The 26,682-nt window shown below is 73.0% G+C and carries 19 protein-coding genes; 4 read left to right on the plus strand and 15 right to left on the minus strand.

Annotated elements, in window-relative coordinates; genetic code table 11:
- Positions 1-171: 171 nt before the first annotated feature.
- On the plus strand, positions 172-3,336 hold the full coding sequence (locus ACH5AC_RS26265; protein WP_398864635.1) for an SCO5717 family growth-regulating ATPase: 3,165 nt from the start codon (positions 172-174) through the stop codon (positions 3,334-3,336).
- 77 nt (positions 3,337-3,413) lie between these two features.
- On the opposite strand, the gene ACH5AC_RS26270 is transcribed toward ACH5AC_RS26265, so the two are convergent.
- From ACH5AC_RS26270 to rimP, 9 genes are all read right to left on the minus strand, one after another.
- Positions 3,414-4,358: a bifunctional riboflavin kinase/FAD synthetase gene (locus tag ACH5AC_RS26270; RefSeq protein ID WP_398864636.1), complete on the minus strand. Its 945-nt coding sequence runs from the start codon at positions 4,356-4,358 to the stop codon at positions 3,414-3,416.
- A gap of 129 nt (positions 4,359-4,487) precedes the next feature.
- On the minus strand, positions 4,488-8,495 hold the full coding sequence (locus ACH5AC_RS26275; RefSeq protein WP_398864637.1) for a trypsin-like peptidase domain-containing protein: 4,008 nt from the start codon (positions 8,493-8,495) through the stop codon (positions 4,488-4,490).
- Between the two features lie 248 nt (positions 8,496-8,743).
- Positions 8,744-9,649 carry a tRNA pseudouridine(55) synthase TruB gene (truB, locus tag ACH5AC_RS26280; RefSeq protein ID WP_398864638.1) on the minus strand — a complete coding sequence of 302 codons (906 nt, stop codon included), beginning with the start codon at positions 9,647-9,649 and terminating at the stop codon, positions 8,744-8,746.
- Complete coding sequence (gene rbfA, locus ACH5AC_RS26285; protein ID WP_398864639.1) at positions 9,646-10,095, minus strand: 30S ribosome-binding factor RbfA; 450 nt, start codon at positions 10,093-10,095, stop codon at positions 9,646-9,648. Before rbfA ends, truB begins: the two co-directional genes overlap by 4 nt.
- 33 nt (positions 10,096-10,128) lie before the next feature.
- A complete protein-coding gene (locus ACH5AC_RS26290) occupies positions 10,129-10,422 on the minus strand; it encodes a DUF503 domain-containing protein (RefSeq protein ID WP_398864640.1) in 294 nt (97 codons plus the stop codon).
- Between the two features lie 136 nt (positions 10,423-10,558).
- Positions 10,559-13,612, minus strand: coding sequence for a translation initiation factor IF-2 (gene infB, locus ACH5AC_RS26295; RefSeq protein WP_398864641.1), 3,054 nt, complete (start codon positions 13,610-13,612; stop codon positions 10,559-10,561).
- Positions 13,613-13,758: 146 nt separating this feature from the next.
- Positions 13,759-14,055, minus strand: coding sequence for a YlxR family protein (locus ACH5AC_RS26300; RefSeq protein ID WP_398864642.1), 297 nt, complete (start codon positions 14,053-14,055; stop codon positions 13,759-13,761).
- Between the two features lie 101 nt (positions 14,056-14,156).
- On the minus strand, positions 14,157-15,143 hold the full coding sequence (nusA, locus tag ACH5AC_RS26305) for a transcription termination factor NusA (RefSeq protein WP_062156523.1): 987 nt from the start codon (positions 15,141-15,143) through the stop codon (positions 14,157-14,159).
- A 2-nt stretch (positions 15,144-15,145) separates the two neighbouring features.
- Positions 15,146-15,649, minus strand: coding sequence for a ribosome maturation factor RimP (gene rimP / locus ACH5AC_RS26310; RefSeq protein WP_398864643.1), 504 nt, complete (start codon positions 15,647-15,649; stop codon positions 15,146-15,148).
- Between the two features lie 182 nt (positions 15,650-15,831).
- Between rimP and ACH5AC_RS26315 the strand changes: the two genes are divergently transcribed.
- The 3 genes from ACH5AC_RS26315 to ACH5AC_RS26325 all read left to right on the plus strand — a co-directional run bounded on the left by ACH5AC_RS26315 (position 15,832) and on the right by ACH5AC_RS26325 (position 18,690).
- Positions 15,832-16,386 carry a hypothetical protein gene (locus ACH5AC_RS26315; protein WP_398864644.1) on the plus strand — a complete coding sequence of 185 codons (555 nt, stop codon included), beginning with the start codon at positions 15,832-15,834 and terminating at the stop codon, positions 16,384-16,386.
- Positions 16,383-16,901 (plus strand): ferritin-like domain-containing protein, encoded by a 519-nt coding sequence (locus ACH5AC_RS26320; RefSeq protein WP_398864645.1) that lies wholly within the window; start codon positions 16,383-16,385, stop codon positions 16,899-16,901. Before ACH5AC_RS26315 ends, ACH5AC_RS26320 begins: the two co-directional genes overlap by 4 nt.
- A gap of 889 nt (positions 16,902-17,790) precedes the next feature.
- Positions 17,791-18,690 (plus strand): aminoglycoside phosphotransferase family protein, encoded by a 900-nt coding sequence (locus ACH5AC_RS26325; RefSeq protein WP_398864646.1) that lies wholly within the window; start codon positions 17,791-17,793, stop codon positions 18,688-18,690.
- A gap of 134 nt (positions 18,691-18,824) precedes the next feature.
- On the opposite strand, the gene ACH5AC_RS26330 is transcribed toward ACH5AC_RS26325, so the two are convergent.
- The 6 genes from ACH5AC_RS26330 to dxr form a co-directional block, all read right to left on the minus strand.
- Positions 18,825-20,528, minus strand: a complete 1,704-nt coding sequence (locus tag ACH5AC_RS26330) for a proline--tRNA ligase (RefSeq protein ID WP_398864647.1) — start codon at positions 20,526-20,528, stop codon at positions 18,825-18,827.
- Positions 20,529-20,600: 72 nt separating this feature from the next.
- On the minus strand, positions 20,601-21,134 hold the full coding sequence (locus ACH5AC_RS26335; RefSeq protein ID WP_398864648.1) for a GNAT family N-acetyltransferase: 534 nt from the start codon (positions 21,132-21,134) through the stop codon (positions 20,601-20,603).
- A 20-nt stretch (positions 21,135-21,154) separates the two neighbouring features.
- Positions 21,155-22,003: a GNAT family N-acetyltransferase gene (locus ACH5AC_RS26340; protein WP_398864649.1), complete on the minus strand. Its 849-nt coding sequence runs from the start codon at positions 22,001-22,003 to the stop codon at positions 21,155-21,157.
- A gap of 169 nt (positions 22,004-22,172) precedes the next feature.
- The gene (ispG, locus tag ACH5AC_RS26345) at positions 22,173-23,330 is read right to left on the minus strand and encodes a flavodoxin-dependent (E)-4-hydroxy-3-methylbut-2-enyl-diphosphate synthase (protein ID WP_398864650.1); all 1,158 of its coding nucleotides are present in this window, start codon (positions 23,328-23,330) and stop codon (positions 22,173-22,175) included.
- A 170-nt stretch (positions 23,331-23,500) separates the two neighbouring features.
- Entirely contained in the window at positions 23,501-24,793 is a 1,293-nt protein-coding gene (locus ACH5AC_RS26350) for a M50 family metallopeptidase (protein ID WP_398864831.1), read from the minus strand.
- A gap of 8 nt (positions 24,794-24,801) precedes the next feature.
- Positions 24,802-26,055, minus strand: coding sequence for a 1-deoxy-D-xylulose-5-phosphate reductoisomerase (gene dxr / locus ACH5AC_RS26355; protein WP_398864651.1), 1,254 nt, complete (start codon positions 26,053-26,055; stop codon positions 24,802-24,804).
- Positions 26,056-26,682 lie beyond the last annotated feature (627 nt).

Raw genomic sequence — 26,682 nt, forward strand, 5'->3', positions numbered from 1 at the left:
GGCGCGATGTCAGGACCCGTGGACACGGCGTCGGCGGCCCAGGGAAGACATAGGGACGGCACCGTGCTCACTGTCCGGACCGTCCCGGTTTCGTGCAACTTCGGACGATATACGAACGACACAGGGCCGCCCGGCACGGTATGAGGGTGAGCGGCCGCACCAGGAGGAATTGTGAGCAGCGATCGGGACGGGATCCGCGGGGGCTGGGCCACACCCGGCGATGACCAGCCCGACGCGGAGTCCGACATCGAGATGACGGGCGAGTTCACCATCGACTACGCGCCGCCTGCCTGGTACACGCAGAGCACGTCCGGAGGTGGCGGGGGTGGTACGCCGGGGGCGCCGCCTGGTGGGGAGGCGGGGGCGCCAGGCGTTGGTGGGCCCGCCGCCGGAGGGCCGGCTGCCGATGGGTCGGCCGGCGGGGTGGTTCCGCCGGTGACACCCGGTGACGCCGCGCCGTATGCTCCGCCGGTTCCGCCGGGGCCGGGGGCGCCTTTCGTGCCAGCGCAGGCGCCCGCGCCTGGGCCGGCGCCGTTCGCCGCTCCTGCGCCACCCGCGCCCTTTGCTCCACCTGCGCCCCCTGCTGCTCCTCCGGCTGCGCCCCCTGCTGCTCCTCCCGCTGCCGAGGCTTCCGTTGCCGTGCCCGGGATTCCTCCGGAGAGCGGGTTCGAGCTGCGGCCGCCGCAGCCTGTGCAGCCCGCCGTCGCGCCGGTGGGCGAGCAGGAGAGCGGCTCCGGTTCGGGTGATCTGGAGAGCGGGGCCACGATCAGGTTCTCGCCGGCCGCGCTGAAGCAGGGGATCGCGGAGCAGCTCGCGGGGGCGGCGGCTGCGCCCACCCCTGCGGACGGGGGTGAGCAGGCGGGGGATGCGGACGCCGCCTCCGAGGCTCCCGCCGAGGCGTCCGACCAGGCGGACGCCGAAGCGCCCGCCGAACCCGAGGTCACCTTCCCCACCTTCCCGGTCTTCTCCGTGGAGGACGCCGAGTCCTCTGCCGAGGGTGAGGAGGCCGGTTCCGCGAGCGGTGCGGGCGCGGAGGCGACCGATGACGGTGAGGCTCAGGGCGCCGGTGACGCGCAGAACGTGACGGCGGCAGAGGCGGAGGCAGAGGCGGCCGCGGCAGCTTCCGAGCCCGTTTCCTCCACCGACCCCGAGGCGCCCTCGGCTGCCCCCGAGCCCGTTTCCTCCACCGACCCCGAGGCGCCCTCGGCTGCCCCCGAGCCCGTTTCCTCCACCGACTCCGCGGCGGCTCCGGAGTCCCCCGAGTCTCCCGAGCCGGTGGACCCCGCCGCGCAGAGCCCGTGGGCTCCCCCGCCGGCCCCGCAGAGCAATGTGCCCCCGCTGCCGCCGTCGTACCAGCCCGCCGCGCCCGCTCCCGCCGCCGAGTGGCCCGCACAGCCGCAGCCCGCGCATGCCGCCGCCCAGGCCCCGGCGGCGGCAGCCGCGCAGCCGCAGCCGCCCGTTCCGCCACAGGCCCCGGCCCAGCCACAGGCCCCGGCCCAGCCACAGGCCCCTGTCCCGCCGCAGGCGCCCGCACCCGTGCCCGCGCCGGGCCCGCAAGGTGCACCGGCCACCCCGCCCGGCTCCGAGGCCGCCCCCGCCGCGCCCCAGCCCACCCCCAACGCCCAGCCCGGGTACGGCTTCCCGCAGCCCCCCGCGCCGAACACCGGGGCCCCCGCCGCGCAGTCGGGCGCCCCCAACCCTCCGGTCCAGCCGAGCGGCTACGGCTTCCCGCAGCAGCCCCCTGCCCCCAACACCCCCGGCGGCTACGGCTTCCCGCAGCAGCCGGGGCCCAACACCGCACCCCCCGCCCAGCCGGGCATCCCCAACCCCCCGGCCCAGCCGAGCGGCTACGGCTTCCCCCAGCAGCACGGGGGTCCGCACGCGGCCCAGCCGAACCCGGCCGCGGCTCCCCCTGCGCCTCAGCCGCAGCCTCAGCCCCACCCCCAGGCGCCCGCCGGTGCCGGCGCGCAGCACGGGTACGGCTTCCCTCAGCCGCCCGCGCCCAACCCCCCGGCCCAGCCCACCGGTTACGGCTTCCCGCAGGGCCAGCCGGGGCAGCAGCCGCCCCACGCCCCGACCGGCGCCGTCGACCCGCGCACCGGGGCCGCCTGGCCGCAGCCCGTTCAGCACGACCAGCGGCAGCCGGTCAACCCGGGGGCCGCGCCGCTCGGTTACACCGCGGCCGTCGAGCTGTCCTCGGACCGGCTGCTCAACAACAAGAAGCAGAAGGCCAAGAGCAGCCGGCCGGCCGCCGCGGGCGGGCGGTTCAAGATCGGCGGGAAGAAGGAGGAGGCCGAGCGGCAGCGGAAGCTGGATCTGATCCGGACGCCGGTGCTGTCCTGCTACCGAATCGCCGTCATCAGCCTCAAGGGCGGCGTCGGCAAGACCACGACGACCACCGCGCTCGGCTCCACGCTCGCCACCGAGCGGCAGGACAAGATCCTGGCCATCGACGCCAACCCGGACGCCGGTACGCTCGGGCGGCGCGTGCGCCGGGAGACCGGGGCGACCATCCGTGACCTCGTCCAGGCGATCCCCTACCTCAACTCCTACATGGACATCCGGCGGTTCACCTCCCAGGCGCCCTCCGGCCTGGAGATCATCGCCAACGACGTCGACCCGGCCGTGTCCACGACCTTCAACGACGAGGACTACCGCCGCGCCATCGACGTGCTGGGCAACCAGTACCCGATCATCCTCACCGACTCCGGCACCGGTCTGCTCTACAGCGCCATGCGCGGTGTGCTCGACCTCGCCGACCAGCTGATCATCATCTCCACGCCGTCCGTGGACGGTGCGAGCAGCGCCAGTACGACGCTGGACTGGCTGTCCGCGCACGGGTACGCCGATCTCGTCGCACGGTCCCTCACCGTGATCTCGGGTGTCCGCGAGACCGGCAAGATGATCAAGGTCGAGGACATCGTGGCCCACTTCGAGACCCGCTGCCGCGGTGTCGTGGTCGTCCCCTTCGACGAGCACCTCGCCGCCGGTGCCGAGGTCGACCTCGACATGATGCGGCCCAAGGTGCGGGAGGCGTACTTCAACCTCGCGGCGATGGTCGCCGAGGACTTCGTACGCCACCAGCAGATGCACGGTCTGTGGACCAGCGACGGCAACCCGCCCCCGGTCGCCGCGCCGCCACTGCCGGGCCAGGCCATGCCCGGACAGCCCTACCCACAGCAGCCGCAGGGCGGCTACCCGGCGGCACCCCAGCCCCAGCCCGGGCAGCCGTACGGCCAGCCGTACCCGCCCCAGCAGCCCGGTCAGCCGTATCCGCAGCAGCCTCAGCAACCCCAGCAGCCGTACCCCGGCCATCCCCAGCCGCCGCAGCAGTAACTCCCCGGCAAGAACGAGGGCGGCCGGTGTCCGAAAGACACCGGCCGCCCTCGCCGTTCCGTCGGCCCCGCGAAGCGCTACGCCTGCGCGATCAGCTCCTTGCACCGCCGCACGTCCTCGGCCATCTGCTCCAGCAGCGCCTGCAACGTGTCGAACTTCGCCTGTCCGCGCACGAAGGCCAGGAAGTCGACGGCGACATGCAGGCCGTACAGATCGAGCCCGACCCGGTCGATGGCGTATGCCTCCACCGTGCGCTCCGTGCCGTCGAACTGCGGGTTCGTGCCGACGGAGATCGCGGCGGGCATCGCCTCGCCGTTCGCGTGCAGCCAGCCGGCGTAGACGCCGTCGGCCGGGATCGCGGTGTGCGGGAGCGTCTCCACGTTGGCCGTGGGGAAGCCGAGTTCGCGGCCGCGCTGCGCGCCGCGCACGACCACCCCCTCGACGCGGTGCGGGCGGCCGAGGATCTCGGCGGCGCCGGTCACATCGCCCTCGGCGACCAGGCGCCGGGTCAGCGTCGAGGAGAACGGCCGGCCGCCGCCCGCCTCACCGGTCACGAACAGGTCCACGACCTCGACCTCGAAGTCGTACACCTTGCCCTGCTCGGTCAGGAACTCCACGTCGCCCGCGGCCCGGTGGCCGAAGCGGAAGTTCGGGCCCTCGACGACCGCCTTGGCGTGCAGCTTGTCGACGAGGACCTTGACGACGAAGTCCGCCGGGGACAGCTTCGAGAACTCGGTCGTGAAGGGCAGGATCAGCACGGCGTCCACGCCCAGCTCGCCCATCAGCTCGGCCCGACGGTGGTGCGGGGCGAGCAGCGGCGGGTGGCTGCCGGGGCGGACGACCTCGCTGGGGTGCGGGTCGAAGGTGACGACGACCGACGGCACGCCCAGCTCACGGGCGCGGTCCACGGCATGCTGGAGGATCAGCTGGTGCCCGCGGTGGACGCCGTCGTACGAGCCGATGGTGACGACGCTGCGCCCCCAGTCCTGGGGGATGTCCTCCAAGCCACGCCAGCGCTGCACTGTGACCGCTCCTCGAACCCGTGTCCGTATCTGTCCTTACCGCTTACGCAGGTTCTAAGGGTGCCATGCCGGGTGCCCGGTGCTCTCATCGGCATCGGAGCTGTGATCCGGCGCACGTGCCCGTACGGGTCACGCGGGCACCCGTACGCCCGCCAGGTTCTCGATCATGCGGCGAGCGCTGGGGCCGACCACGGCGGCCCACTCCTCCGGCTCGCCGGTGAGCCAGCCCGTCACCCGCGCGGCGAATCCGGGCACATGACGGCCCAGGTCGACCAGGCCCCGGTCGAAGAGGGTGGCACCCTCCGGGGTGCGGACCAGGAGGAGCCCGGTGCGGTGCACCAGGGCGCGCGCCTCCTCACCCTCGTACGGGGCGATCGCGTGCAGCACGGCCGCCAGCACCGACGGCTCCCGCTCGTGCGCCAGCTGGAACCTGCGCAGCTCGTCGCGCAGGGGCCGGGACTCAGGGGTGCCGGGCACGGCCAGTACGGCGGCCAGGGCGGCCCGCACCCGTACGGGACCGCCGTCCAGCAACCCCGTGACCAGCGGGAACAGCACCGCGCGGGCGGCGTGCCCGTGCTCCAGGCGCCGGTCCACGTACGCGGCGACGTCGGCCGCCGTCTCCGGGCGGTGGTCCAGCGCCTCCCGGACGAGCGCGGCGACCCTGCCGGCCGGCGCGGGGGTGGTGACATCGGCGAGCGCGCGCAGCGTCCGGCCGGTGTCCGCGTCCGGGCGGCGCAGCCGGGTCCGGAAGGCGTCCAGGACCGGCTCGGGGTGGGTGTCGAGGGCTGCGAGGAGAGCGCTCGCCGGCAGCTGGGGATCGCCCGCGGCGAAGCGGTCCAGGGTCTGCGGGAGGTACCGGGCGCGCGTCTCCGGATCCCGTACGAGCAGGGCGAGCGCGCCGCTGTGCAGGGTGACGTCGGCGGGCCGGGCGAGCAGCGCGAGGGCCGCGTAGCGCAGCAGGTGGCGGTCGGCGTCGGTGCGGACATGGGCTGCGGCGCGCAGTCCGTACGCCACCGCCGCGACCCGGCGGGCCGGCCGCTCGTCGTGCGCCCAGCGGTCCACCGCGCGGCACAGCGCCGACGGCTCCTCCTCGGCCAGCACCGCCAGCAGCTCGTCGGCCCGCCGATGCCCACAGCCGACCAGCACCTCGGTCAGCTCGTCCAACGCGCGGTGCCGGTGCGTGTGCAGCAACGCCTGCGCGGCCGTCGCCACGGTGGCGTGCGGGGTCGCGGGCAGCGGGCGCTCGTCGTCGAACCAGCGGGTGAGGTGCGGTTGTACGGCAGTGGGGTCGGCGGCGAGCAGCCGCGCGACGGCGTCGAGGTAGCGGGGGGTACCGGTGTCCTGCGGGGCGGGGTCGGCCAGGACCAGTCGGCGCAGGACGTCCAGGCGGCTGTCGACGGGAAGGCTGACGGAGGTCCAGAAGTGGGGCGCGAACTCCGGGGGGACGCGGGATGGGGGTGGGGGCTCGGTCGGTGCTGCGGGGATGTGCGGCGGCCGGGCCGACGTCTCGTCCGGCGACCGCCGATGGGCCGGGATCCGGTGCGGCGGCGCGTCCTCAGCTCGCGGCCGGTGGGCCGCGATCCGGTCCGGCGTCACCATCGCCACTCGGTGCCCGTGCGCCGCACCCCCGTCCGGCATCGCCTCCCCCGATCCCCGCCCATGCGCCGCACCCCCGTCCGGCATCGTCTCCCCCGATCCCCGCCCATAGGCCACAACCCCATCGGGGATCGCCTCCCCCACTCGCTGCCCATACGCCACACCGCCGTCCGACATCGCCTCCCCCGATCCCCGGCCATACGCCACACCCCCGCCCGACACCGCCTCCCCCACTCGCTGCCGATGCGCCGCGATCCGGTCCGCGAGCAGGCGCAGTTCTTGGGTGTAGGGCGTGGCGTCCGGTACTCGTAGCAGGGTCTCGGCGAGCAGGCGGGAGGCCCACCAGGTGTCCGGGGCGGCGTCCCATGCCGCGATCAACTCCCGCAGGCGGAGGGCGAGTTCCGCGGGTCCCTGCTGGCGGGCGAGGTGGAGCAGGGACTCCACGACCGGTCCGATGCGGTGGCGCGGGACGGGCAGCGGGTGCCGGGAACGGGGTGTGCGGGGGCGGTGGACCAGGGCGCGCAGTGCCTCGTCGAGGTCGAGGTGCATGCCCTGGATCCAGTCGGCGAGTTCCTCGTGGGCGAAGCGGAAGCCGCTGCCCGCGGGGACGAGCAGGCCCTCGGTGAGCACGGCGGACGCCCAGCCGGTGCCGCCGCCGAGGCGGGCGGGGGCCTGGCCCCAGGGGAACACCGCCTCGAACGACGCGCGGTCCAGCTCACCCCGGCCGGGGCCGAGGCTGCGCCGCGCGGCCTCGTGCACCTGACCGGACACCTTGGCGGCGAGGCGGCGTACGGCGGTGCCGCGCAGGCCGTTGTCGGCGGCGAGCCGGACGGCGATGCGCAGGCACATCAGGTCGAGGTAGGCGGCGAGGACGTCGTCGCGGTCGACGGGCGGCTGCTGCTCCAGGTGCGGGCAGGCGGCTCGGACCTCGGAGAGGAGGCGGAGGGTGAGGGGGTGACGGGCGGCGGGGTCGGTGAGGGCGCCGTCGGGGAGGGCGTAGCGGGTGCGGGCCTCGGCGGCCTCGGGCGGGGTGAGGTCGGCGAGGTGGACGCGGGGTGGAAGGGATTCGCCCCCGCCGCCCCTACCCGTCCCATCCCCAGGGGCTTCGCCCCTTCGACGCCACCAGGGGGCTGCCGCCCCCTGGACCCGCGCTTCGGCCTGAACGGCCTCGTCCTCAATCGCCGGACGGGCCGAGATGACCAGCCGTTCCTCGTCAACAGAAGCCGGATGAACCGAATGATCTGGCTGTTCCTCGACATTCGGCCGGTACAGCATCCCCTCCGGGAACTCCGCCCCCGCCGCCTCCCAGTACTCCGGGCGGCACGCCACGATCAGGCGGGCGCCCGTCTCGTGGAGCCAGGTCGCTGTGCCGTGGGTCCAGGTCGGGAGGCGCTGAGCGAGGACGGGGGGCATCTCCTCGGGGCCGTCGAGGAGGAGGTAGAGGGTGCGGCCGGCCGCGGTGGCCAGGTGGGCGACGCGGTCCGGGCCGATGTCGCCGAGGTCGTCGGCGGACTCGGGGCGGGACGCGGCGACGATACGCGCGGCCCGCGCCAGCGCCCGGTGGGCCGCGTCCGCGATCGACGTGTCCGCGTCGCCGAGGTCCGCGCCGCGCAGCCACAGGGTGGGCGTCGGTTCCGGCCCGCGCCCGCGCCGTGCCGCGAGGGCCGCCAGTTCCGTCGTACGACCGCTGCCCGGGGCCCCGACGAGGGCCAGGACGGCCGCGGACCGGCTCGCGGCGAAGGCGGCGAACTCCCGCGCCGGTGCGGCGCGCTCCACCGGCTCCACCGCCGCGCCGACGAGCCCCGGCTGGGCGGTCGGTGGGCCGTCGGAGCCGACGGAGGTCGCGGTGAGCTCCAGGACGCCGGCGAGGTTGAGGTCGGTGCCGTAGGCGGGGACGGTCGCCGCGTTGCGGGCCAGGAGGTCGGCCAGGGCGTCCGGGCCGGCCGGGCGGAGCGGGACCGCGAAGCCGATGTCGTTGTGGCCGGAGTGCAGGGCCGTGCCGAGGACTGCGACGACGGCGCCGGTCGCCGCGTCCAGGACCGGTCCCCCGGACGCCGGGCCGCCCAGCCGCAGCGCGTCCCGCCCGGCCGTGCCGATCGCCAGTTCCAGGGCGTCGTCGAGGAGGTGGAAGCGGTCGGTGGCCGTGTACGTCGCGGAGGTCGCGGCCAGCACCCGCGCCTCACGCCAGCGTCCGGCGGCGATCCGCACATAGGTACCGCGGTCGACGCGGTCCCGCACGGTGATCGGGAGCGGGTCCCCGCCCAGGCCCTCGGTGCGGATCAGGGCCAGGTCGCGCTCCGGCAGCGCGGTGACCGCGTCGGCCGGTACGACGCAGGTGCGGTCCCCGGGGCCGTGCAGGACCAGGCGGGCCAGGCCGTCGACGGCCTCGTGGCTGGTGACCACGGTGCCGTGGTGGTCGGCCACGAAGCCGGTGCCGCGGGTGCGGCCTGCGAGGTCGCGGATGCGCACGAGGGATGTGTCGGGGCCGGAGCCGGCCGTGGAGGCCGTGGCCTCCGTGGTCGGTGGGACGGTTCCCGCCATCGTCGTACCTCCCGCCGCGCGCCCTACCTGTGTTCGACGGTAGGCGGGTGTTGATCAGCGGGACAGATCGCCGGACGAAAGCGCCCCCTTGCGCTCCCTCGGTTCACTCCGAGCGCCCGCCCGGACGGGTGAACGGAAGGGGGTCCTTGGATACACCCTAGGGTGGGGGAACCGAGGGGGGACCGTGGAGCGGCGGGGACGTACCCCGTGTCCGCCGCTCCACGGACAGGCCGTCAGCAGCCATGGCCCTACGCGAGGACGGTCAGGCTCTTCGCCTTGCCCTTCTGTTCCTCGACCAGGGCGAGGAAGCGGCCCTCGGGGTCGAAGACGGCGACCGGGCCGGCGCCCGCGTACTCGTCGGGCATCTCCAGGCGGACGCCGTTGGTGAGCAGCCGGGCTCGCCTGGCGTCGACGTCCCAGCGCGGGAAGGCGGCCGAGGCCGCCTCGGCGATCGGCATCACGGTCAGCTCCTGCTGGAGCTGGTCGAGCGTCCTGGCCGTGTCCAGCTTGTACGGGCCCACGCGGGTGCGTCGCAGGGCCGTGAGGTGGCCTCCGACGCCCAGGTCGGCGCCCAGGTCGCGGGCGAGGGCGCGGATGTAGGTGCCGGAGGAGCAGACGACGGAGACGACCAGGTCGAGGACTGGCGTGCCGTCCTCGGCGACGGCGTCCCGGACGTCGTGGACCGTGAAGGAGGAGACGGTGACCGGGCGGGCGGGGATCTCGAAGTCCTCGCCCTCGCGGGCCCGCTTGTAGGACCGTACGCCGTCGATCTTGATGGCGCTGACCTTGGACGGGACCTGCATGATGTCGCCGGTGAGCTTGGCGATGCCGGAGTCGACGGCGTCGCGGGTGACCTTCGAGGCGTCGACCGACCCCGTGATCTCGCCCTCGGCGTCGTCGGTCAGGGTCGTCTGGCCCAGGCGGACCGTGCCCAGGTACTCCTTCTCGGTGAGGGCGAGGTGCCCGAGGAGCTTGGTCGCCTTCTCCAGGCCGAGGACGAGGACGCCCGTCGCCATCGGGTCGAGGGTGCCGGCGTGGCCGACGCGGCGGGTGCGGGCGATGCCGCGCATCTTGGCCACGACGTCGTGCGAAGTGAAGCCCGACGGCTTGTCGACGATGACAAGGCCGTCGGGCGCGGTGGTCTTGCGGTTCATTCGGCGGTGTCGTCCGTCTCGTCGTCACCGGGCTTGCGGTACGGGTCCGCCTCGCCGGCGTAACCCGCGCCCGCGGACGCCTCACGCACCTTGGCGTCAGAGGCGCGCGCCTTGTCGAGGAGGTCCTCGATGGTGCGGGCGTTGTCCGGGAGGGCGTCGGCGACGAAGGTGAGGGTCGGCGTGAACTTCACGCCGGCCGCGCGCCCGACCTCGGAGCGCAGGATGCCCTTCGCGCTCTCCAGGCCCGCCGCGGCGGCCTTACGCTCCTCCTCGTCGCCGTACACCGTGTAGAAGACGGTCGCCTCCCTGAGGTCACCGGTGACCCGGGTGTCCGTGATGGTGACGTGCGAGCCGAGCCGCGGGTCCTTGATCCCGCGCTGCAGCTTCTGGGCCACCACCTCTCGGATGAGGTCCGCCAGTCTCTTGGCCCGCGCGTTGTCGGCCACTGGTCCGTCTCCTTAAGTGTCTTGCTCGTTGCTTCAGTCTTCGTCGCTGTGGAGTCTGCGTCGAACCGAGAGCAGCTCCACCTCGGGCCGCCCGGCGACCAGCCGCTCACAGCGGTCCAGTACGTCGCTGAGGTGCCCGGTGTCCCCCGAGACGAACGCGAGCCCGATCTGGGCCCTGCGGTGGAGGTCCTGGTGGTCCGTCTCCGCCGCGCTCACCGCGTACTTGCGCTGGAGCTCGGCCACGATCGGACGGACCAGGGAACGCTTCTCCTTGAGCGAGTGGACGTCGCCGAGGAGCAGATCGAAGGACAGAGTCCCCACATACATGTGTTGTCCGGATGTCCCGCCGGTTCGGGGTACGGGCGCCAGGCTTCCGCGGCGCCGATACGGGAACCGTACACGCAACGGCCAGGGCCGATCGACGGAAATAATCTCCGCCGACCGGCCCCGGTCGCGTGTCAGGTCACCCGCGCGGCTTCTCCCGCATCTCGTACGTCGCGATGACGTCGTCGACCTTGATGTCGTTGAAGTTGCCGAGGTTGATACCGCCCTCGAACCCTTCGCGGATCTCGGTGACGTCGTCCTTGAAGCGACGCAGGCCCTCGATGTTGAGGTTCTCCGCGACCACCTTGCCGTCGCGGATGAGGCGCGCCTTGGTGTTGCGGCGGACCTCGCCCGAGCGGATGAGGACACCGGCGATGTTGCCCAGCTTGGACGACTTGAAGACCTCGCGGATCTCCGCCGTACCGAGCTCGACCTCTTCGTACTCCGGCTTGAGCATGCCCTTGAGGGCCGCCTCGATCTCCTCGATCGCCTGGTAGATGACCGAGTAGTACCGGACGTCCACGCCCTCGCGCTCCGCCATCTGCTGCGCACGGCCGGCTGCCCGGACGTTGAAGCCGATGACGATCGCGTCGGAGCCCATGGCCAGGTCGATGTCGGACTCCGTGACCGCACCGACGCCGCGGTGCAGGACGCGGATGTCGACCTCTTCGCCGACGTCCAGCTGGAGCAGGGAGGACTCCAGGGCCTCGACGGAACCAGAGGCGTCACCCTTGATGATCAGGTTCAGCTGCTGGACCTCGCCGGCCTTGAGCACCTTGTCCAGGTCCTCCAGGGACACACGGCGCGTGCGCTTGGCGAAGGCCGCGTTGCGCTCACGGGCGGCGCGCTTCTCGGCGATCTGACGGGCCGTACGGTCCTCGTCGACCACCAGGAAGTTGTCGCCCGCACCCGGGACGTTGGTCAGGCCCAGGACCTGGACCGGCGTCGACGGGCCCGCCTCGGCGACGGTGTTGCCGTTGTCGTCGAGCATGGCGCGGACTCGGCCGTAGGCGTCGCCCACGACCATCGTGTCGCCGACCCGCAGGGTGCCTCGCTGGACGAGGACCGTCGCCACGGCACCGCGGCCGCGGTCGAGGCGGGACTCGATCGAGATGCCCTGCGCGTCCTGGTTCGGGTTGGCCCGCAGGTCGAGCGAGGCGTCGGCCGTGAGGATCACGGCCTCCAGCAGGCTGTCGATGTGCAGGCCCTGCTTGGCGGAGATGTCGACGAACATGGTGTCGCCGCCGTACTCCTCGGCCACCAGACCGTACTCGGTCAGCTGACCGCGCACCTTGGTCGGGTCGGCGCCCTCGACGTCGATCTTGTTGACCGCGACGACGATCGGCACATCGGCGGCCTTGGCGTGGTTGAGCGCCTCGACCGTCTGCGGCATGACGCCGTCGTTGGCCGCGACGACCAGGATCGCGATGTCCGTCGACCGGGCACCACGGGCACGCATGGCGGTGAACGCCTCGTGACCCGGGGTGTCGATGAAGGTGATCGCGCGGTCCTCTTCGTTGACCTGGGTCGAGACCTGGTAGGCACCGATGTGCTGGGTGATGCCGCCGGCCTCGCCCGCGATGACGTTCGTCTTGCGGATGGCGTCGAGGAGTCGGGTCTTACCGTGGTCGACGTGACCCATGACGGTGACGACCGGCGGACGGACCACCAGGTCCTCCTCGTCGCCCTCGTCCTCGCCGAACTCGATGTCGAAGGACTCGAGCAGCTCGCGGTCCTCCTCCTCCGGGCTGACGATCTGAACGTTGTAGTTCATCTCGTCGGCGAGGAGCTGCAGCGTCTCGTCGGAGACGGACTGCGTGGCGGTGACCATCTCGCCGAGGTTCATCATCACGGCGACGAGCGACGCCGGGTTGGCGTTGATCTTCTCCGCGAAGTCGGTGAGCGACGCGCCGCGGGAGAGACGGATGGTCTCGCCGTTGCCGCGCGGCAGCATCACGCCGCCGACGCTCGGGGCCTGCATGGCCTCGTACTCCTGGCGCCTCTGCCGCTTCGACTTGCGGCCACGACGCGCGGGACCACCGGGACGGCCGAAGGCGCCCTGCGTGCCACCGCGGCCACCGGGACCGCCGGGACGGCCACCGAAGCCGGGACGGCCACCGCCGCCACCGCCGCCACCGGGACCGCCGCCGAAGCCGCCGCCACCGGGACGGGCGCCGAAGCCACCGCCACCGCCGGGACGGGCACCGCCGCCACCGGGACGGGCGAAGCCGCCGCCACCGGGACGACCGGCGCCGCCGCCGGGACGACCCGCACCGCCGCCCGGACCACGGCCGCCGGGGCCGGGACGCGGGCCGGCAGCGGGACGCTGCGGCATCATGCCGGGGTTCGGACGCGGACCGGCCGGGCCGGGACGCGGGCCGCCGCCCTGCGGGCGGGGCATGCCGGCCGGGCTCGGACGGGCACCGCCGGGAGCCTGCGGACGGGGACCGCCGCCCTGGGCGCCGGGCGCCTGGGGACGCGGGCCGCCGCCGGGGGCACCACCGGGGCCGCCGGGACGCGGGCCACCCTGCGGGCGGGGAGCCTGCGGGCGAGCCATACCGGCGTTGCCGCCGGAGGTGAAGGGGTTGTTGCCCGGACGCGGACCGGCCGGACGGGCGCCCGGACGCGGTGCGCCGGCGCCACCCTGGCGCGGGCCCTGGGCGGGACGCTGTCCCTGACCGCGGTCCTGGCCAGGTCCGCCCGGACGGGCACCACCGGGCTTCGGGCCGGGACGGGCACCGGGACGCGGGCCCTGGGCGGCGGGCGCCTGGGGAGCCGGGGCCGACGGCGGAGCGGTGAACTCCGGGGCGGCCGGGGCGGGGCGCGGCGCGGGCTTGGGGCCCGGCACCGGACGCGGGCCCGGGGTCGGGGCGGCCGGGGCGGGGGCCGCCGGAGCGGCGGGCGCCTGGGCCACGGAGGGCTTGGGGGCGGCCGGCCGCGGGGCAGCCGGACGTGCCGCCTGCGCCGGGGAGGGCGCGGGGGCGGGCTTGGGGGCGGCCTTGCGCGGGGCGGGCTTGGCGGACTTGCCGCTGCCGCCGCCCTGGAAGGCGTCAGTCAGTTTGCGTACCACCGGCGCTTCGATCGTCGAAGACGCCGAACGGACGAATTCACCGAGTTCCTGGAGCTTGGCCATGACGACCTTGCTCTCCACACCGAACTCCTTGGCGAGTTCGTATACCCGGACCTTAGCCACTTCGCTCCTTTTAGGTCCGGGTTGCGGCCGGACCGTCGCTACTTCATGGGCGTACTCATCGCGTACTCATCGAGTGCTCATCGCAATCTCGACCTGCTTTCGACTCGCGAGGTACCAGGGCCGCACGGGGTTCCGTACGACGCTTCTTACGGTGTTGCCTGCTCAGCAACTGTTGTCTGCTCGACGTACCGGCGCAACGCCTTTGTGTCGAGCGCGCCCGGGGCACGCAGTGCCCGGGTGAACGCCCGGCGGCGGACCGCCTGGTCGAGACAGACCACGGCGGGGTGTACATAGGCACCCCGGCCGGGCAGCGTACCGCGAGGATCAGGGACACACTCGTCCTCGATCGCCACGATGCGCAGCAGATCACTCTTGGCCGCTCGCTCCCGGCACCCCACACAGGTGCGTTCAGGGCATGCTCCGGCGTGCGTCCGGCCAGACACAGCTAAGTCTACCTCCCCGTACGGTCCTCACCCTTTTGGGGCAGGAATCGAACAGTTGCCGCGAGTAATCTGTCGTGATCCAAGCGCTTCGCGTCCGGGATCTATTCCCCGGCCTGCTCGGTGTCGGGCCGGATGTCGATGCGCCAGCCGGTCAGACGGGCGGCGAGGCGGGCGTTCTGTCCCTCCTTGCCGATCGCCAGTGACAGCTGGTAGTCGGGCACGGTCACCCGGGCGGACCGGGACGCCATGTCCACGACCTCGACCTTGGACACCCGCGCGGGCGACAGCGCATTCGCCACCATCTCGGCCGGGTCGTCCGACCAGTCGACGATGTCGATCTTCTCGCCGTTCAGCTCGCCCATGACGTTGCGCACCCGGCCGCCCATGGGGCCGATGCAGGCGCCCTTGGCGTTCAGGCCGCTGCGGGTGGACCGTACGGCGATCTTCGTGCGGTGGCCGGCCTCACGCGCGATGGCGGCGATCTCGACGGACCCGTCGGCGATCTCCGGCACCTCCAGGGCGAAGAGCTTCTTCACCAGATTGGGGTGCGTACGGGAGAGCGTGACCGACGGTCCGCGTACGCCCTTGGCCACCCGGACGACGTACGAGCGCAGACGCATGCCGTGCGGGTACGTCTCGCCGGGGACCTGCTCCTGCACCGGCAGGATGGCCTCCAGCTTGCCGATGTCGACGAGCACGTTCTTCGGGTCGCGGCCCTGCTGGACCACGCCGGTGACGATGTCGCCCTCGCGGCCCGCGTACTCGCCGAGCGTGGCGTCGTCCTCGGCGTCGCGCAGGCGCTGCAGGATCACCTGCTTGGCGGTGGTCGCGGCGATCCGGCCGAAACCGGACGGCGTGTCGTCGAACTCCCGGGGCTCCTGGCCCTCTTCGAGGTCCTCGGGGTCCTCCTTCGCCCACACGGTCACATGTCCGGTCTCCCGGTTGAGCTCCACGCGCGCGTGGCGGCGGCTTCCCTCGGTGCGGTGGTAGGCGATGAGGAGGGCCGACTCGATCGCCTCGACCAGCAGGTCGAAGGAGATCTCCTTCTCCCGTACCAAGCCCCGCAGGGCACTCATGTCGATGTCCACGGCTACGCCTCCTCTGCTTCTTCGTGCTTGTCCTTGCGGCTGAACTCGACCTGCACGCGCGCCTTGGCGACATCCGCGAAGGCGAGTCTGCGTGCGGTGGGCTTGCGGCCCTTGACTCCCGGCACCTCCAGGTCGACGCCCTCGTCGTCGACCTTCAGGATCCTGGCCACCAGGTCGCCGCCCTCGGTGAGCTGGAACTTCACCAGGCGGCCGGTGGCCCGTACGTAGTGGCGGTGCTCGGTCAGGGAGCGCTCCGCTCCCGGCGTGCCGACCTCCAGGTCGTACGCCCCCGCGCCCATCGCGTCCGTCTCGTCGAGCTTCGCCGAGAGCGCGCGGCTCACATCGGCGATCTGGTCCAGGTCCGCCCCGGTGTCGGAGTCGACGACGACGCGCAGCACTCTCTTGCGTCCTACGGAGTCCACGGCGATCTCCTCGAGATCGAGGCCCTGTGCCGTGACGAGCGGTTCGAGCAGTTCTCGCAGCCTCTCGCTGGGGGTGGTGCTCATCCGGGTGACTCCTCGGCCGCGTGTGCTGTTGTGGGATGGGTCGCGTGTCTGGTCAAAGGGTATCCGGTCGCGGGGAGTGTTGCCGTCCACCTGGGCACGGAGAGTGCACGGTACGGTGATCACGGGCCCGCGGCCCGCCTTCTGAAGCCTTCCGCCGTACGAGCTCCCCGAGGACGTCTGCAGTGCCGTACCCCTCGCCGCCGCGCACCCTCTCGGGGCCGCGCAGAAGATCCCTGTTCGCCACGGCCGCCGGGGCCGCCCTGCTCATGGGCTGCTCGCCGGGGTCCGGCGGTTCCTCGGAGGAGGAGAGCGCGGGCGGCCCCTCGGTGAGCGACCGGGTACGCGCGCGTGCGGCGCGGGACAGCGCCGCTCTGTCGGAGCGCTACGCCGCCGTGCTCGCCGCGCATCCAAAGCTGGCGGGGCGGCTGTCGCCGCTGCGGGCGGAGGTGGTGCGGCATGTGGAGGCGTTCGGGGACGTGGAGAAGGGCGGCAAGAAGGACAGGCAGAAACCCTCCCCGTCACCTTCCCCCTCCCCTGCCCCTTCGGCTGCTACGACGGCCCCCGTGCCCGTGGACGAGAAGGCCGCCCTGGCCGGTCTCGCCGAGGCCGAGCGGGCGCTGGCCGACGCCCGGACGACCGCGCTGCTGGAGGTGCCGGGCGAGCTGGCGCGGCTGTTGGCGTCGGTGGCGGCGGCCGGTGCGGCGCACGCGTTTCTGCTGACGGAGGGGGCCCGATGAGCAGGGCGAGCGAGGAACTTCAGGCACTGCAGGCCGCGCTGGCGGCCGAGCACGCCGCCGTGTACGGGTACGGCGTGGTCGGCGGGCGGATCCTTGAGGGACGGCGCACGGAGGCGCGGGCGGCGTACGACGCGCACCGGGCGCGCCGGGACGCGCTGGCCCGCGAGGTGCGCGACCGGGGTGCGACGCCGGTCGCGGCGAGCGCCGGGTACGCGCTGCCGTTCCCGGTGGCGGATTCCGCGGCGGCGGTCCGGCTCGCCGCCGAGCTGGAGGACCGTGTGGCCGGGGTCTACTCCGACCTGGTGCGGGCGTCGGCGGGGGCGCGGCGGCGGGAGGCGGCCGGGGCGCTGCGGGAGGCGGCGGTGCGGGCGGTGCGCTGGCGCGGCGACAGCGTAGCCTTCCCTGGGCTGGCCGAACGGGCGGGCAACACGGCTGCGGCCGGCGCGTCGGCTCCGCCGTCGGGCCGGACATCGCCCCCGGCACCGGGCTCCTCTCCGGCGACGCCGCCGGAGTGAGGGGGCAGCAGGGCCGTCGCCACGGCGTTGAGACGGCCGCCGGTACGGCGTCTGGCAGGCCGTCGACACGACGTTGAGACGGCCGCCGGTACAGCAGGGTTCAGGCTGCCGAAGCGGCCTGAAGCGGGCCGTTCCGTGCGGCTTGGCTTAGGGCCGTCATTGCGGCCTGAGGCAGGCCGTCCATGCGGCCCGAGACAGGCCGTCGGTGCGGTCTGGAGCAGGGCCGTGGGTGCGGCCTGAGGCAAGCCGTCCGTGTGACGGCAAGCAGGCCGTCCGTGCGGTCCGGAACAGGCCGTCCGTGCGGCCTGAGGCAAGCCGTCCATGCGACGGCAAGCAGGCCGTCCGTGCGGTCCGGAACAGGCCGTCCGTGCGGCCTGAGGCAAGCCGTCCATGCGACGGCAAGCTGGCCGTCCGTGCGGTCCGGAACAGGCCGTCCGTGCGGTCCGGAAGCAGGGCAGCCCGTGCGGTCCGAGACAGGCCGTCCGTACGGCCTGGAGCAAGCCGCCCCTGTGGCGGGAAGCAGGCCGTCCGTACGGCCTGGGGCAGGGCTGTCGGTGCGGTCTGAGGGCCGCCCGTGCGGTCCGGAGCAGGCCGTCCATGCGGTCCGGAAGCAGGGCAGCGCGTGCGGTCCGAGACAGGCCGTCCGTACGGCCTGGAGCAAGCCGCCCCTGTGGCGGGAAGCAGGCCGTCCGTGCGGCCTGGGGCAGGGCTGTCGGTGCGGTCCGGAAACAGGGCCGTCCGTACGGCCTGGAACAGGCCGCCCCTGTGGCGGGAAGCAGGCCGTTCGTGCGGCCCGAGGCGGGCCGTCCGTGCGGTCTGGGGCAGGCCGTCTGTGTGACGGGAAGCAGGTCGTCGGTGTGGCCGGGGGCAGGAAGGGAACGACTCGCGCATGGCTTTCGAACCGCCGCAGCGTCTGGTGAGGGCGCTCGGTGAGACGGCACCGGACGGTGACGCCTGGTTGGAGAAGCTGCCGGAGGCGGCGCAACGGGCTGTCGCGCTACGCGAGTTGACCGTCGAGCGGGTGCAGGTGCCGGGCGGCCGCAGCAGCCTGGTGCTGCTGGTGCGGCGCGCGGACGGAACCCCGGCCGTGCTGAAGCTGGCCCCGCCCCGGTTCCGGCCGGGGGCGGAGCGGGCCGCGCTCGCGCACTGGGGCGGCCTGGGCGCCGTAGAGCTGCTGGAGGAGGCGTCCCCCGACGGGGCGCTGCTGCTGGAGCGGCTGCACCCTGATGTGTCGGTGCGGTCGCTGCCGGAGGCGAAGGCGCTGCTGGAGGCGGCGGGGACGCTGCGCCGGCTGTGGGGGGCGCCGCCGGCCGGGCACGCCTTCGAGACGGTGGCCGGGCGGACCGGGCGGCAGGCGGAGGTGATGCGGGCGAGCGCGGAGCGTGACCCGGAGGTGGCGCCTCTCGTGGAGACGGCGCTCGCGGCCCGCGCGGAGCTGTTGGCCGGGCCGCCGGAGGAGCTGCTGCTGCACGGCACGTTCCGGCAGAGCAAGGTGCTGGCCGGGGAGCGGATGCCGTGGCTGGCGGTGGGGCCTGACCCGGTGGTGGGCGAGTGCGCCTTCGACCTGGCGCGGCTGGTGCGCGACCGGGTGGAGGACCTGATCGCCTCGCCGTCCGGGGCGACGACCACCCGGCGGCGGGTGAGGAAGCTCGCGGAGTCCCTGGAGGTCGACCAGGAGCGGCTGCGCGGCTGGACGCTGTTCCGGGCGGTGGAGTCGGGGGTGCGGGCGCGCCGGGTGGGGCGCGAACGGGACGCGGAGCTGCTGCTGGAGTTCGCCGGCTGGCTCTGAACCGCGCCGGCCCGGCTGGTGGCGACCGCACGTGGGACGTCCTGAGGGCGCGGTCGCCATTCCGGCGAGTACCCAGGTCGCGGGAGCGTAGACAGGGGCCCGAGGGTGTGCCTCGGGCCCCTGTCCCGCGGGTCTCAGGCCGTCAGGCGGGCGATCGCCTCGTCGACGGTCAGTTCCTCGCGTTCGCCCGTGCGGCGGTCCTTCAGCTCCACGACGCCCTCGGCGGCGCGGCGGCCCGCCACCAGGATCTGGGGTACGCCGATCAGCTCGGAGTCGGTGAACTTCACGCCCGGGGAGACGCCCGCCCGGTCGTCGACGAGGACGCGCAGGCCGACCGCGGCGAGCTTCTCGGAGACGTCGAGAGCGAGTTCCGTCTGCAGGGCCTTGCCGGCGGCGACGACGTGGACGTCGGCCGGGGCGACCTCGGCGGGCCAGCACAGGCCCTTGTCGTCGGCGGTCTGCTCGGCGAGGGCGGCGACCGCGCGGGAGACGCCGACGCCGTAGGAGCCCATGGTGACGCGGACCGGCTTGCCGTGCTGGCCGAGGACGTCGAGCTTGAGGGCGTCGGCGTACTTGCGGCCCAGCTGGAAGATGTGGCCGATCTCGATGGCGCGGTCCAGCTTCAGGCCGGTGCCGCACTTCGGGCAGGGGTCGCCCTCCTGGACGACCACGACGTCGACGTACTGGTCGACCTCGAAGTCACGGCCCGCGACGACGTTCTTCGCGTGCATGTCCGGCTTGTTGGCGCCGGTGATCCAGGCGGTGCCGGGGGCGACGCGCGGGTCGGCAAGGTACGTGACCTTCTCGCCGAGGCCCTGCGGGCCGACGTAGCCCCGGACCAGGTCCGGGCGGCCCGCGAAGTCGGCCTCGGTGACCATCTCGACGGTCGCCGGGGCGAAGTGCGCCTCGACCTTGTCCATGTCGACCTCGCGGTCACCGGGCACGCCGACGGCGATGATCTCGCCGTCGACCTTGACCAGGAGGTTCTTCAGGGTGGCGGAGGCGGGGACGCCGAGGGAGGCGGCCAGGGTCTCGATGGTGGGTGTGTCCGGCGTCGGGATCTCCTCGGCGGCCGGCACACCGTCGGCGTCCATCGGCTTCAGCTCGTACGAGATCGCCTCGGTGTTCGCCGCGAAGTCGCAGTTCGGGCAGTCGGCGAAGGTGTCCTCGCCGGCGTCGGCCGGGGCGAGGAACTCCTCCGACTTGGAGCCGCCCATCGCGCCGGCGGTCGCCGCGCAGATGCGGTAGTCGAGGCCGAGGCGCTCGAAGATCCGCTGGTACGCCTGGCGGTGCAGGGCGTACGACTGGGACAGGCCGTCGTCGTCCAGGTCGAAGGAGTACGAGTCCTTCATCAGGAACTCACGGCCGCGCAGAATCCCGGCGCGGGGGCGGGCCTCGTCCCGGAACTTGGTCTGGATCTGGTAGAGGATCACCGGCAGGTCCTTGTAGGAGGACGCCTGGTCCTTCACCAGCAGGGTGAAGATCTCCTCGTGGGTCGGGCCGAGGAGGTAGTCGCCGCCCTTGCGGTCCTTCAGGCGGAACAGTTCGGCGCCGTACTCGTCCCAGCGGCCGGTCGCGTCGTAGGGCTCACGCGGCAGCAGGGCGGGGAGCAGGACCTCCTGGGCGCCGATGGCGTCCATCTCCTCGCGGACGATCCGCTCGACGTTGGCGAGGACCTTCTTGCCGAGGGGCAGCCAGGTCCAGACGCCGGCGGCGGTACGGCGGACGTAGCCGGCGCGGACGAGCAGCTTGTGGCTGAGGACCTCGGCGTCGGCCGGGTCGTCGCGCAGCGTCTTCGCCATCAAGTTCGACATGCGCTGGACCGGTGCGTTCGCCATGGTTCTCGTACTCCTGCCGGGTAAGGGTGATGGCTAGGAGGTTAGCGGGGGGCGTGGCCCGGCCGGAAATCCTTACTTGCGCAGCAGGGGGAGGTGGGCGCCCATCACGGCGTACGGGCGGGGGGCGCTGGGGAAGAGGACCTGGCGGGCGAGGTCGCGGTAGCCGAGGGAGCGGTAGAGGGCGCGGGCGGGGCTCTCGGTGTCGATCGCGGAGAGGATCGAGCGGGGCTGGGTGGCGCTGTCGGTGATCGTGGTGATCAGGGCGCGGCCCGCGCCGCGGTTCTGGTACGCGGGGTGGACGTGGAGTTCGGTGATCACGAACGAGTCGTCCAGCCAGTGCTCGTGGCCCTGGGCCCGCAGGTAGGGCTCCACGACGGTGGACCACCAGTGGGTGCGGTCGTTGGGCATGCCGTAGACGAAACCCACGAGCCGGCCCTCGGATGTGGTGGCGCCGAGGGCCCTGGCGCCCGGGTTGGTCATGTGGCGCAGGACGATCTGGCGGCGGACGGCGACTTCGTCCGGGCCCAGACCGAAGGCCACGGCTTGGACCGCCAGTGCCTCGTCTACGTGGGCGGGGAGGTCCAGGGGGCCGATGGCGAGGTCCATGGCGGGAGCGTACAGGGGGGTCAGAACAGCACGCTCATGAAGGCGCCGACCTCCTGGAAGCCGACGCGGGTGTACGTCCTTCTCGCGGCCGTGTTGAAGTCGTTGACGTAGAGGCTGACGACCGGGGCGACGTCCGCGAGGGCGTAGCGCAGGACCGCGGTCATGGCGGGGGCCGCCAGGCCCCTGCCCCGGTGTTCGGGGGCCACCCAGACGCCCTGGATCTGGCACGCCCGGGAGGTCGCGGCGCCGATCTCCGCCTTGAAGAGGACCTTGCCGTGCTCGTCGAAGCGGGCGAAGGAGCGGCCGGAGCCGACGAGTTCGGCGACCCTGGCCTGGTAGAGGAGGCCGCCGTCGCCGGCCATCGGGGAGACGCCGACCTCCTCGGTGAACATCGCCACGCAGGCCGGCATGATCCGTTCCATCTCGTCCTTGCGGACGCGGCGGACGTACGGGTCGGGGGTGATGTGGGCCGGCAGGCGGTCGGTGACCATCAGGGGCTGGTGGCGGCGGACGTCGCGGGCGGGGCCCCAGTGGGGTTCCAGCAGGCGCCACAGGGCGGCGGTGGGTTCGGCCGGGCCGACGACGGAGGAGCAGCGGCGGCCGGCCCGGCGGGCGCGGTCGGCGAAGGCGCGGACGGCACGGGGGGTGGCGCAGATGGGGACGAGATTGGCGCCCGCGTAGCACAGGGACGTCAGCATGCCGTCCTCGTACCAGCCCCACATCTCGCCGCCCAGGCGCCAGGGGTCGAGGCCGGCGACCTGGACACGGGACGTCACGAAGGCGTTCGCGACGGGCTCGCGGTCGAGGACGGCGAGGGCGGCGTCCAGGTCGCTCGGTTCGAGGACCCGGGAGGTGGTCTGGGTCAACACGTGCGGGGCCCTCCGGGGGAACTGCTGGTTTCCGCACTGTACCTGCGGATGCTGGGGCACGCCGCCCTGCGCCCATGAGCTCGGAGGGGTTCTGTGAGTGCGCGAGTGCGGGTTGTACGGGGCTGGTCGCGCAGTTCCCCGCGCCCCTTGGGGGCTGCCCCAAGCCTGGTCAGCCCGCCACCGACACCGACGGCTCCCCGCTCGTCACGCCGTCCGCCTCCATCTGCTCGGCGATCTTCATGGCCTCTTCGATGAGGGTCTCGACGATCTTGGACTCGGGGACGGTCTTGATGACCTCGCCCTTGACGAAGATCTGGCCCTTGCCGTTGCCGGAGGCGACGCCGAGGTCGGCCTCGCGGGCCTCACCGGGGCCGTTGACGACGCAGCCCATGACGGCTACGCGGAGGGGGACCTCCATGCCCTCCAGGCCGGCGGTGACCTCCTCGGCGAGCTTGTAGACGTCGACCTGGGCGCGGCCGCAGGACGGGCAGGAGACGATCTCCAGGCGGCGGGGGCGCAGGCCGAGGGACTCCAGGATCTGGCTGCCGACCTTGATCTCCTCGACCGGCGGGGCGGAGAGGGAGACGCGGATGGTGTCGCCGATGCCCTGGGAGAGGAGGGCTCCGAAGGCGACCGCCGACTTGATGGTGCCCTGGAAGGCCGGGCCGGCCTCCGTGACGCCGAGGTGGAGGGGGTAGTCGCACTGGGCGGCGAGCTGCTTGTACGCCTCGATCATCACGACCGGGTCGTTGTGCTTGACGGAGATCTTGATGTCGCGGAAGTCGTGCTCCTCGAACAGGGACGCCTCCCAGAGGGCGGACTCGACGAGGGCCTCCGGCGTCGCCTTGCCGTACTTCTGCAGCAGGCGCCGGTCCAGGGAGCCCGCGTTCACGCCGATGCGGATCGGGGTGCCGTGGTCCTTGGCGGCGCGCGCGATCTCCTTGACCTGGTCGTCGAACTTCTTGATGTTGCCGGGGTTCACCCGGACCGCCGCGCAGCCCGCCTCGATCGCGGCGAAGACGTACTTCGGCTGGAAGTGGATGTCGGCGATGACCGGGATCTGCGACTTGCGCGCGATGACCGGGAGCGCGTCGGCGTCGTCCTGGGTGGGGCAGGCGACGCGGACGATCTGGCAGCCGGAGGCGGTCAGTTCGGCGATCTGCTGGAGGGTGGCGCCGATGTCGGACGTACGCGTCGTCGTCATCGACTGGACCGAGACCGGCGCGTCTCCGCCCACCGCCACGGATCCGACCTGGATCTGCCGGCTCCGGCGGCGCTCGGCGAGCTTGGTCGGAACGGACGGCATGCCGAGAGAAATCGCAGTCATCTGCTGTGCAACCCCAAGTCGTGGATCAAGGTCCGGTCCCGTGTCAGCGGCGGGCTCCGAGCTCCGAGATTACGGCACAGGCTTGGGGCAGAGCACATCCCGGCCGTAAACCCACCCGATGGAGGACGGCCCGGCAGGGAGCCTGCCGGGCCGTCGCGAACGCCGTGTGGCTAGGAGATTCTCACCGGGTTAACCACGTCCGCGATGAGGACGAGGATGGTGAAGCAGATGAAGATCCCGGCCACCACGTAGGCCACCGGCATCAGCTTCGCCACGTCGAACGGTCCCGGGTCGGGCCGGCGCAGCACCTTGGCGGTGTTGCGGCGCAGCGACTCCCACAGCGCGCCCGCGATGTGCCCGCCGTCGAGCGGGAGCAGCGGGAGCATGTTGAACAGGAACAGGGAGAGGTTGAAGCCGGCCAGCAGCATCACGAACATCGCGACCTGCTGGGAGGCGGGGATGTCGAGGGTGGCGATCTCACCGGTGACCCGGGCCGCGCCGACGACGCCCATCGGGGAGTCCGGCTCGCGGGGTCCGTCGCCGAAGGCGGCGTCCCACAGGGCGGGGATCTTGGCGGGCAGCGCGGCGAGGGCGTCGACGGCGTCGCCGACCCGGTCGGTCATCCAGGTCACGGACTCGCCGAAGTCCTGTTTGACGACGCCGGTCGCCGCGCTGAAGCCGAGGAAGCCGGCCTTGACGAACTCGCCCTCGACGTACGCCCCGGTGGAGTCCTTCTTGGCGACCTCGTTGGTGGCGATGGTCGCGTTCAGGGTCACTTCCTGGCCGTCGCGGTCGACGACGATCGCCACGTCCTTGCCGGCGCTGTCGCGGATGAGGTCGGAGAGGGTGTTCCAGTCGTCGGTCCTTACCCCGCCGAAGGCGACGATCCTGTCGCCGGCCTTCATGCCGGCGGCCTCGGCCGGGGACTTGGGGTCGGACGCCTTGCACTCGTCGCGGTTCTCGGTCTGCGAGATGACGCAGGGGGAGACGGAGCTGACGGTGGTGGTCTGCTGCTGGATGCCGAAGCCCATCAGCACGGTGAGGAACAGGCCGATCGCGAGGACCAGGTTCATGAAGGGGCCGGCGAACATGACGATGACGCGTTTCCACGGCTTGCGCGTGTAGAACAGGCGCGTCTCGTCGCCCGGCTTGAGCTCCTCGAAGGCGGCCGAGCGGGCGTCCTCGATCATGCCGCGCCAGGGTGAGGTGGAGCGGGCCACGAGCCGGCCGTCGTCGCCCGGCGGGAACATCCCGATCATGCGGATGTAGCCGCCGAGCGGGATGGCCTTGATGCCGTACTCGGTCTCGCCCTTCCTGCGTGACCAGACGGTGGGGCCGAAGCCGACCATGTACTGGGGGACGCGGATGCCGAAGAGTTTGGCCGTGGACAGGTGTCCCAGCTCGTGCCAGGCGATCGACGCCAGCAGGCCGACGGCGAAGACCGCTATGCCGAGGAAGAACATCAGGGTCGTCATGCACGGGCCTCCGCCGTCTGTGCCGCCAGTTCCCGGGCCCGGTCGCGCGCCCAGGTCTCCGCTTCGAGGACGTCCGACACGGTGAGTGAGGTTCCCGTGACGGGGGTGCCGTGCTCGTCGACCACCCGGGTCACCGTCTCCATGATCCCGTTGAACGGCAGCGCGCCCCTGCGGAACGCCTCGACGCACTCCTCGTTGGCGGCATTGAACACCGCCGGGGCGGTGCCCGCGAGCTCACCCACGTGCCGGGCGAGGTTCACCGAGGGGAACGCCTCGTTGTCCAGGGGGAAGAACTCCCATGTCGACGCCTTGCTCCAGTCGAAGGCGGGCGCGGCGTCGGGGATGCGCTCGGGCCAGCCGAGGCCGATGGCGATCGGGCCGCGCATGTCGGGGGGCGTCGCCTGGGCCAGTGTCGATCCGTCCGTGAACTCAATCATCGAGTGGACATACGACTGCGGGTGCACGACCACCTCAATGCGGTCGAAGGGAATGTCGTAGAGGAGGTGGGCCTCGATCACCTCCAGGCCCTTGTTGACGAGAGTCGCGGAGTTGATGGTGATCACCGGGCCCATGGCCCAGGTGGGGTGGGCGAGGGCGTCCTCGACGGTGACGTGGGCCAGCTGTTCCCTGGTACGGCCGCGGAAGGGGCCGCCGGACGCGGTGACGACCAGCTTGCGCACATCGGCGCGGGTGCCGGCCGCGAGAGCCTGGAAGAGGGCCGCGTGCTCGGAGTCGACGGGGATGATCTGGCCGGGCTTGGCGAGCGCCTTCACCAGGGGGCCGCCCACGATGAGCGACTCCTTGTTGGCGAGCGCGAGGGTGCGGCCCGCCTCCAGGGCGGCGAGGGTGGGGGCGAGGCCGATGGAGCCGGTGATGCCGTTGAGCACGGTGTGGCAGTCGGAGGCGGCGAGCTGGGTGGCCGCGTCCGGGCCGGCCAGGATCTCGGGCTGCGGCTCACCGCCGTACTCGCTCTTCAGCGCCTCTCGCAGGGCCGGGACGACGTCCTCGCGGGCGACCGCGACGGTCCGCACCCGCAGCTTGTACGCCTGCTCGGCGAGGAGCGCGACCCGGCCACCGTTGGCGGACAGGCCGGTCACCCGGAAGCGGTCCGGGTGGCGCAGCACGAGGTCGATGGCCTGGGTGCCGATCGAGCCGGTGGAGCCGAGGATCACCACGTCCTTCGGGCCGTCGCCCGCGACGGGGTCGTAGACGAGGTGCGGGTCGGCGAGGGGGGCAGGACTGTCGCTCATGACCCCCATTGTGTCCGCAACGACTGCGCGCCAGGACAGGGTGTCCCTCTCCCGGGTGCTCGCGAGTCCACCGCGGCCACTCCCAGAACGCCCCGGCAGCCCCCGATCCCTCGGCGGCCACCACGCCGGCCGGGGTCATTCCGAGCGGGCCCGGGTCATCCCGAGCGGGGCCAGGTCCTTCCGTGAGCAGCAACGGGGTGAGGCCCGGGACGAGGTCGAGGTGGAGCAGCCGGGCCGAGGCATCCCAAGCGAGCCTGGCGGCTCCCGGGGGCCACAGCGCATACCCCACCAGACCCACCCCACGGCCGACGCCCCCACCGCCCTGCGCGCCTCCCGGAAGCCACACCGCATACCCCCACCACCAGACTCACGACCCCGGAGACCCACAGCCGACGCCCCCACCGCCCCGGCGACTCCCTGAGGCCCACGGCGGATGCCCGGCCATCCCCCACGCCCCCACAGCCCACGACGGCTGCCCCCACCGTCCCCGCGCACCCCGGAAGCACGGCGCACGCCCCCACCATCCCCACGCCCCCCCGGGGGACCACGACGGCAGGCCCCCCACCAGACCCACGACCCCGGAGACCCACAGCCGACGCCCCCACCGCCCCGGCGACTCCCTGAAGC

Source organism: Streptomyces sp. NPDC018693 (genome assembly GCF_044391385.1).
Lineage (GTDB): Bacteria > Actinomycetota > Actinomycetes > Streptomycetales > Streptomycetaceae > Streptomyces.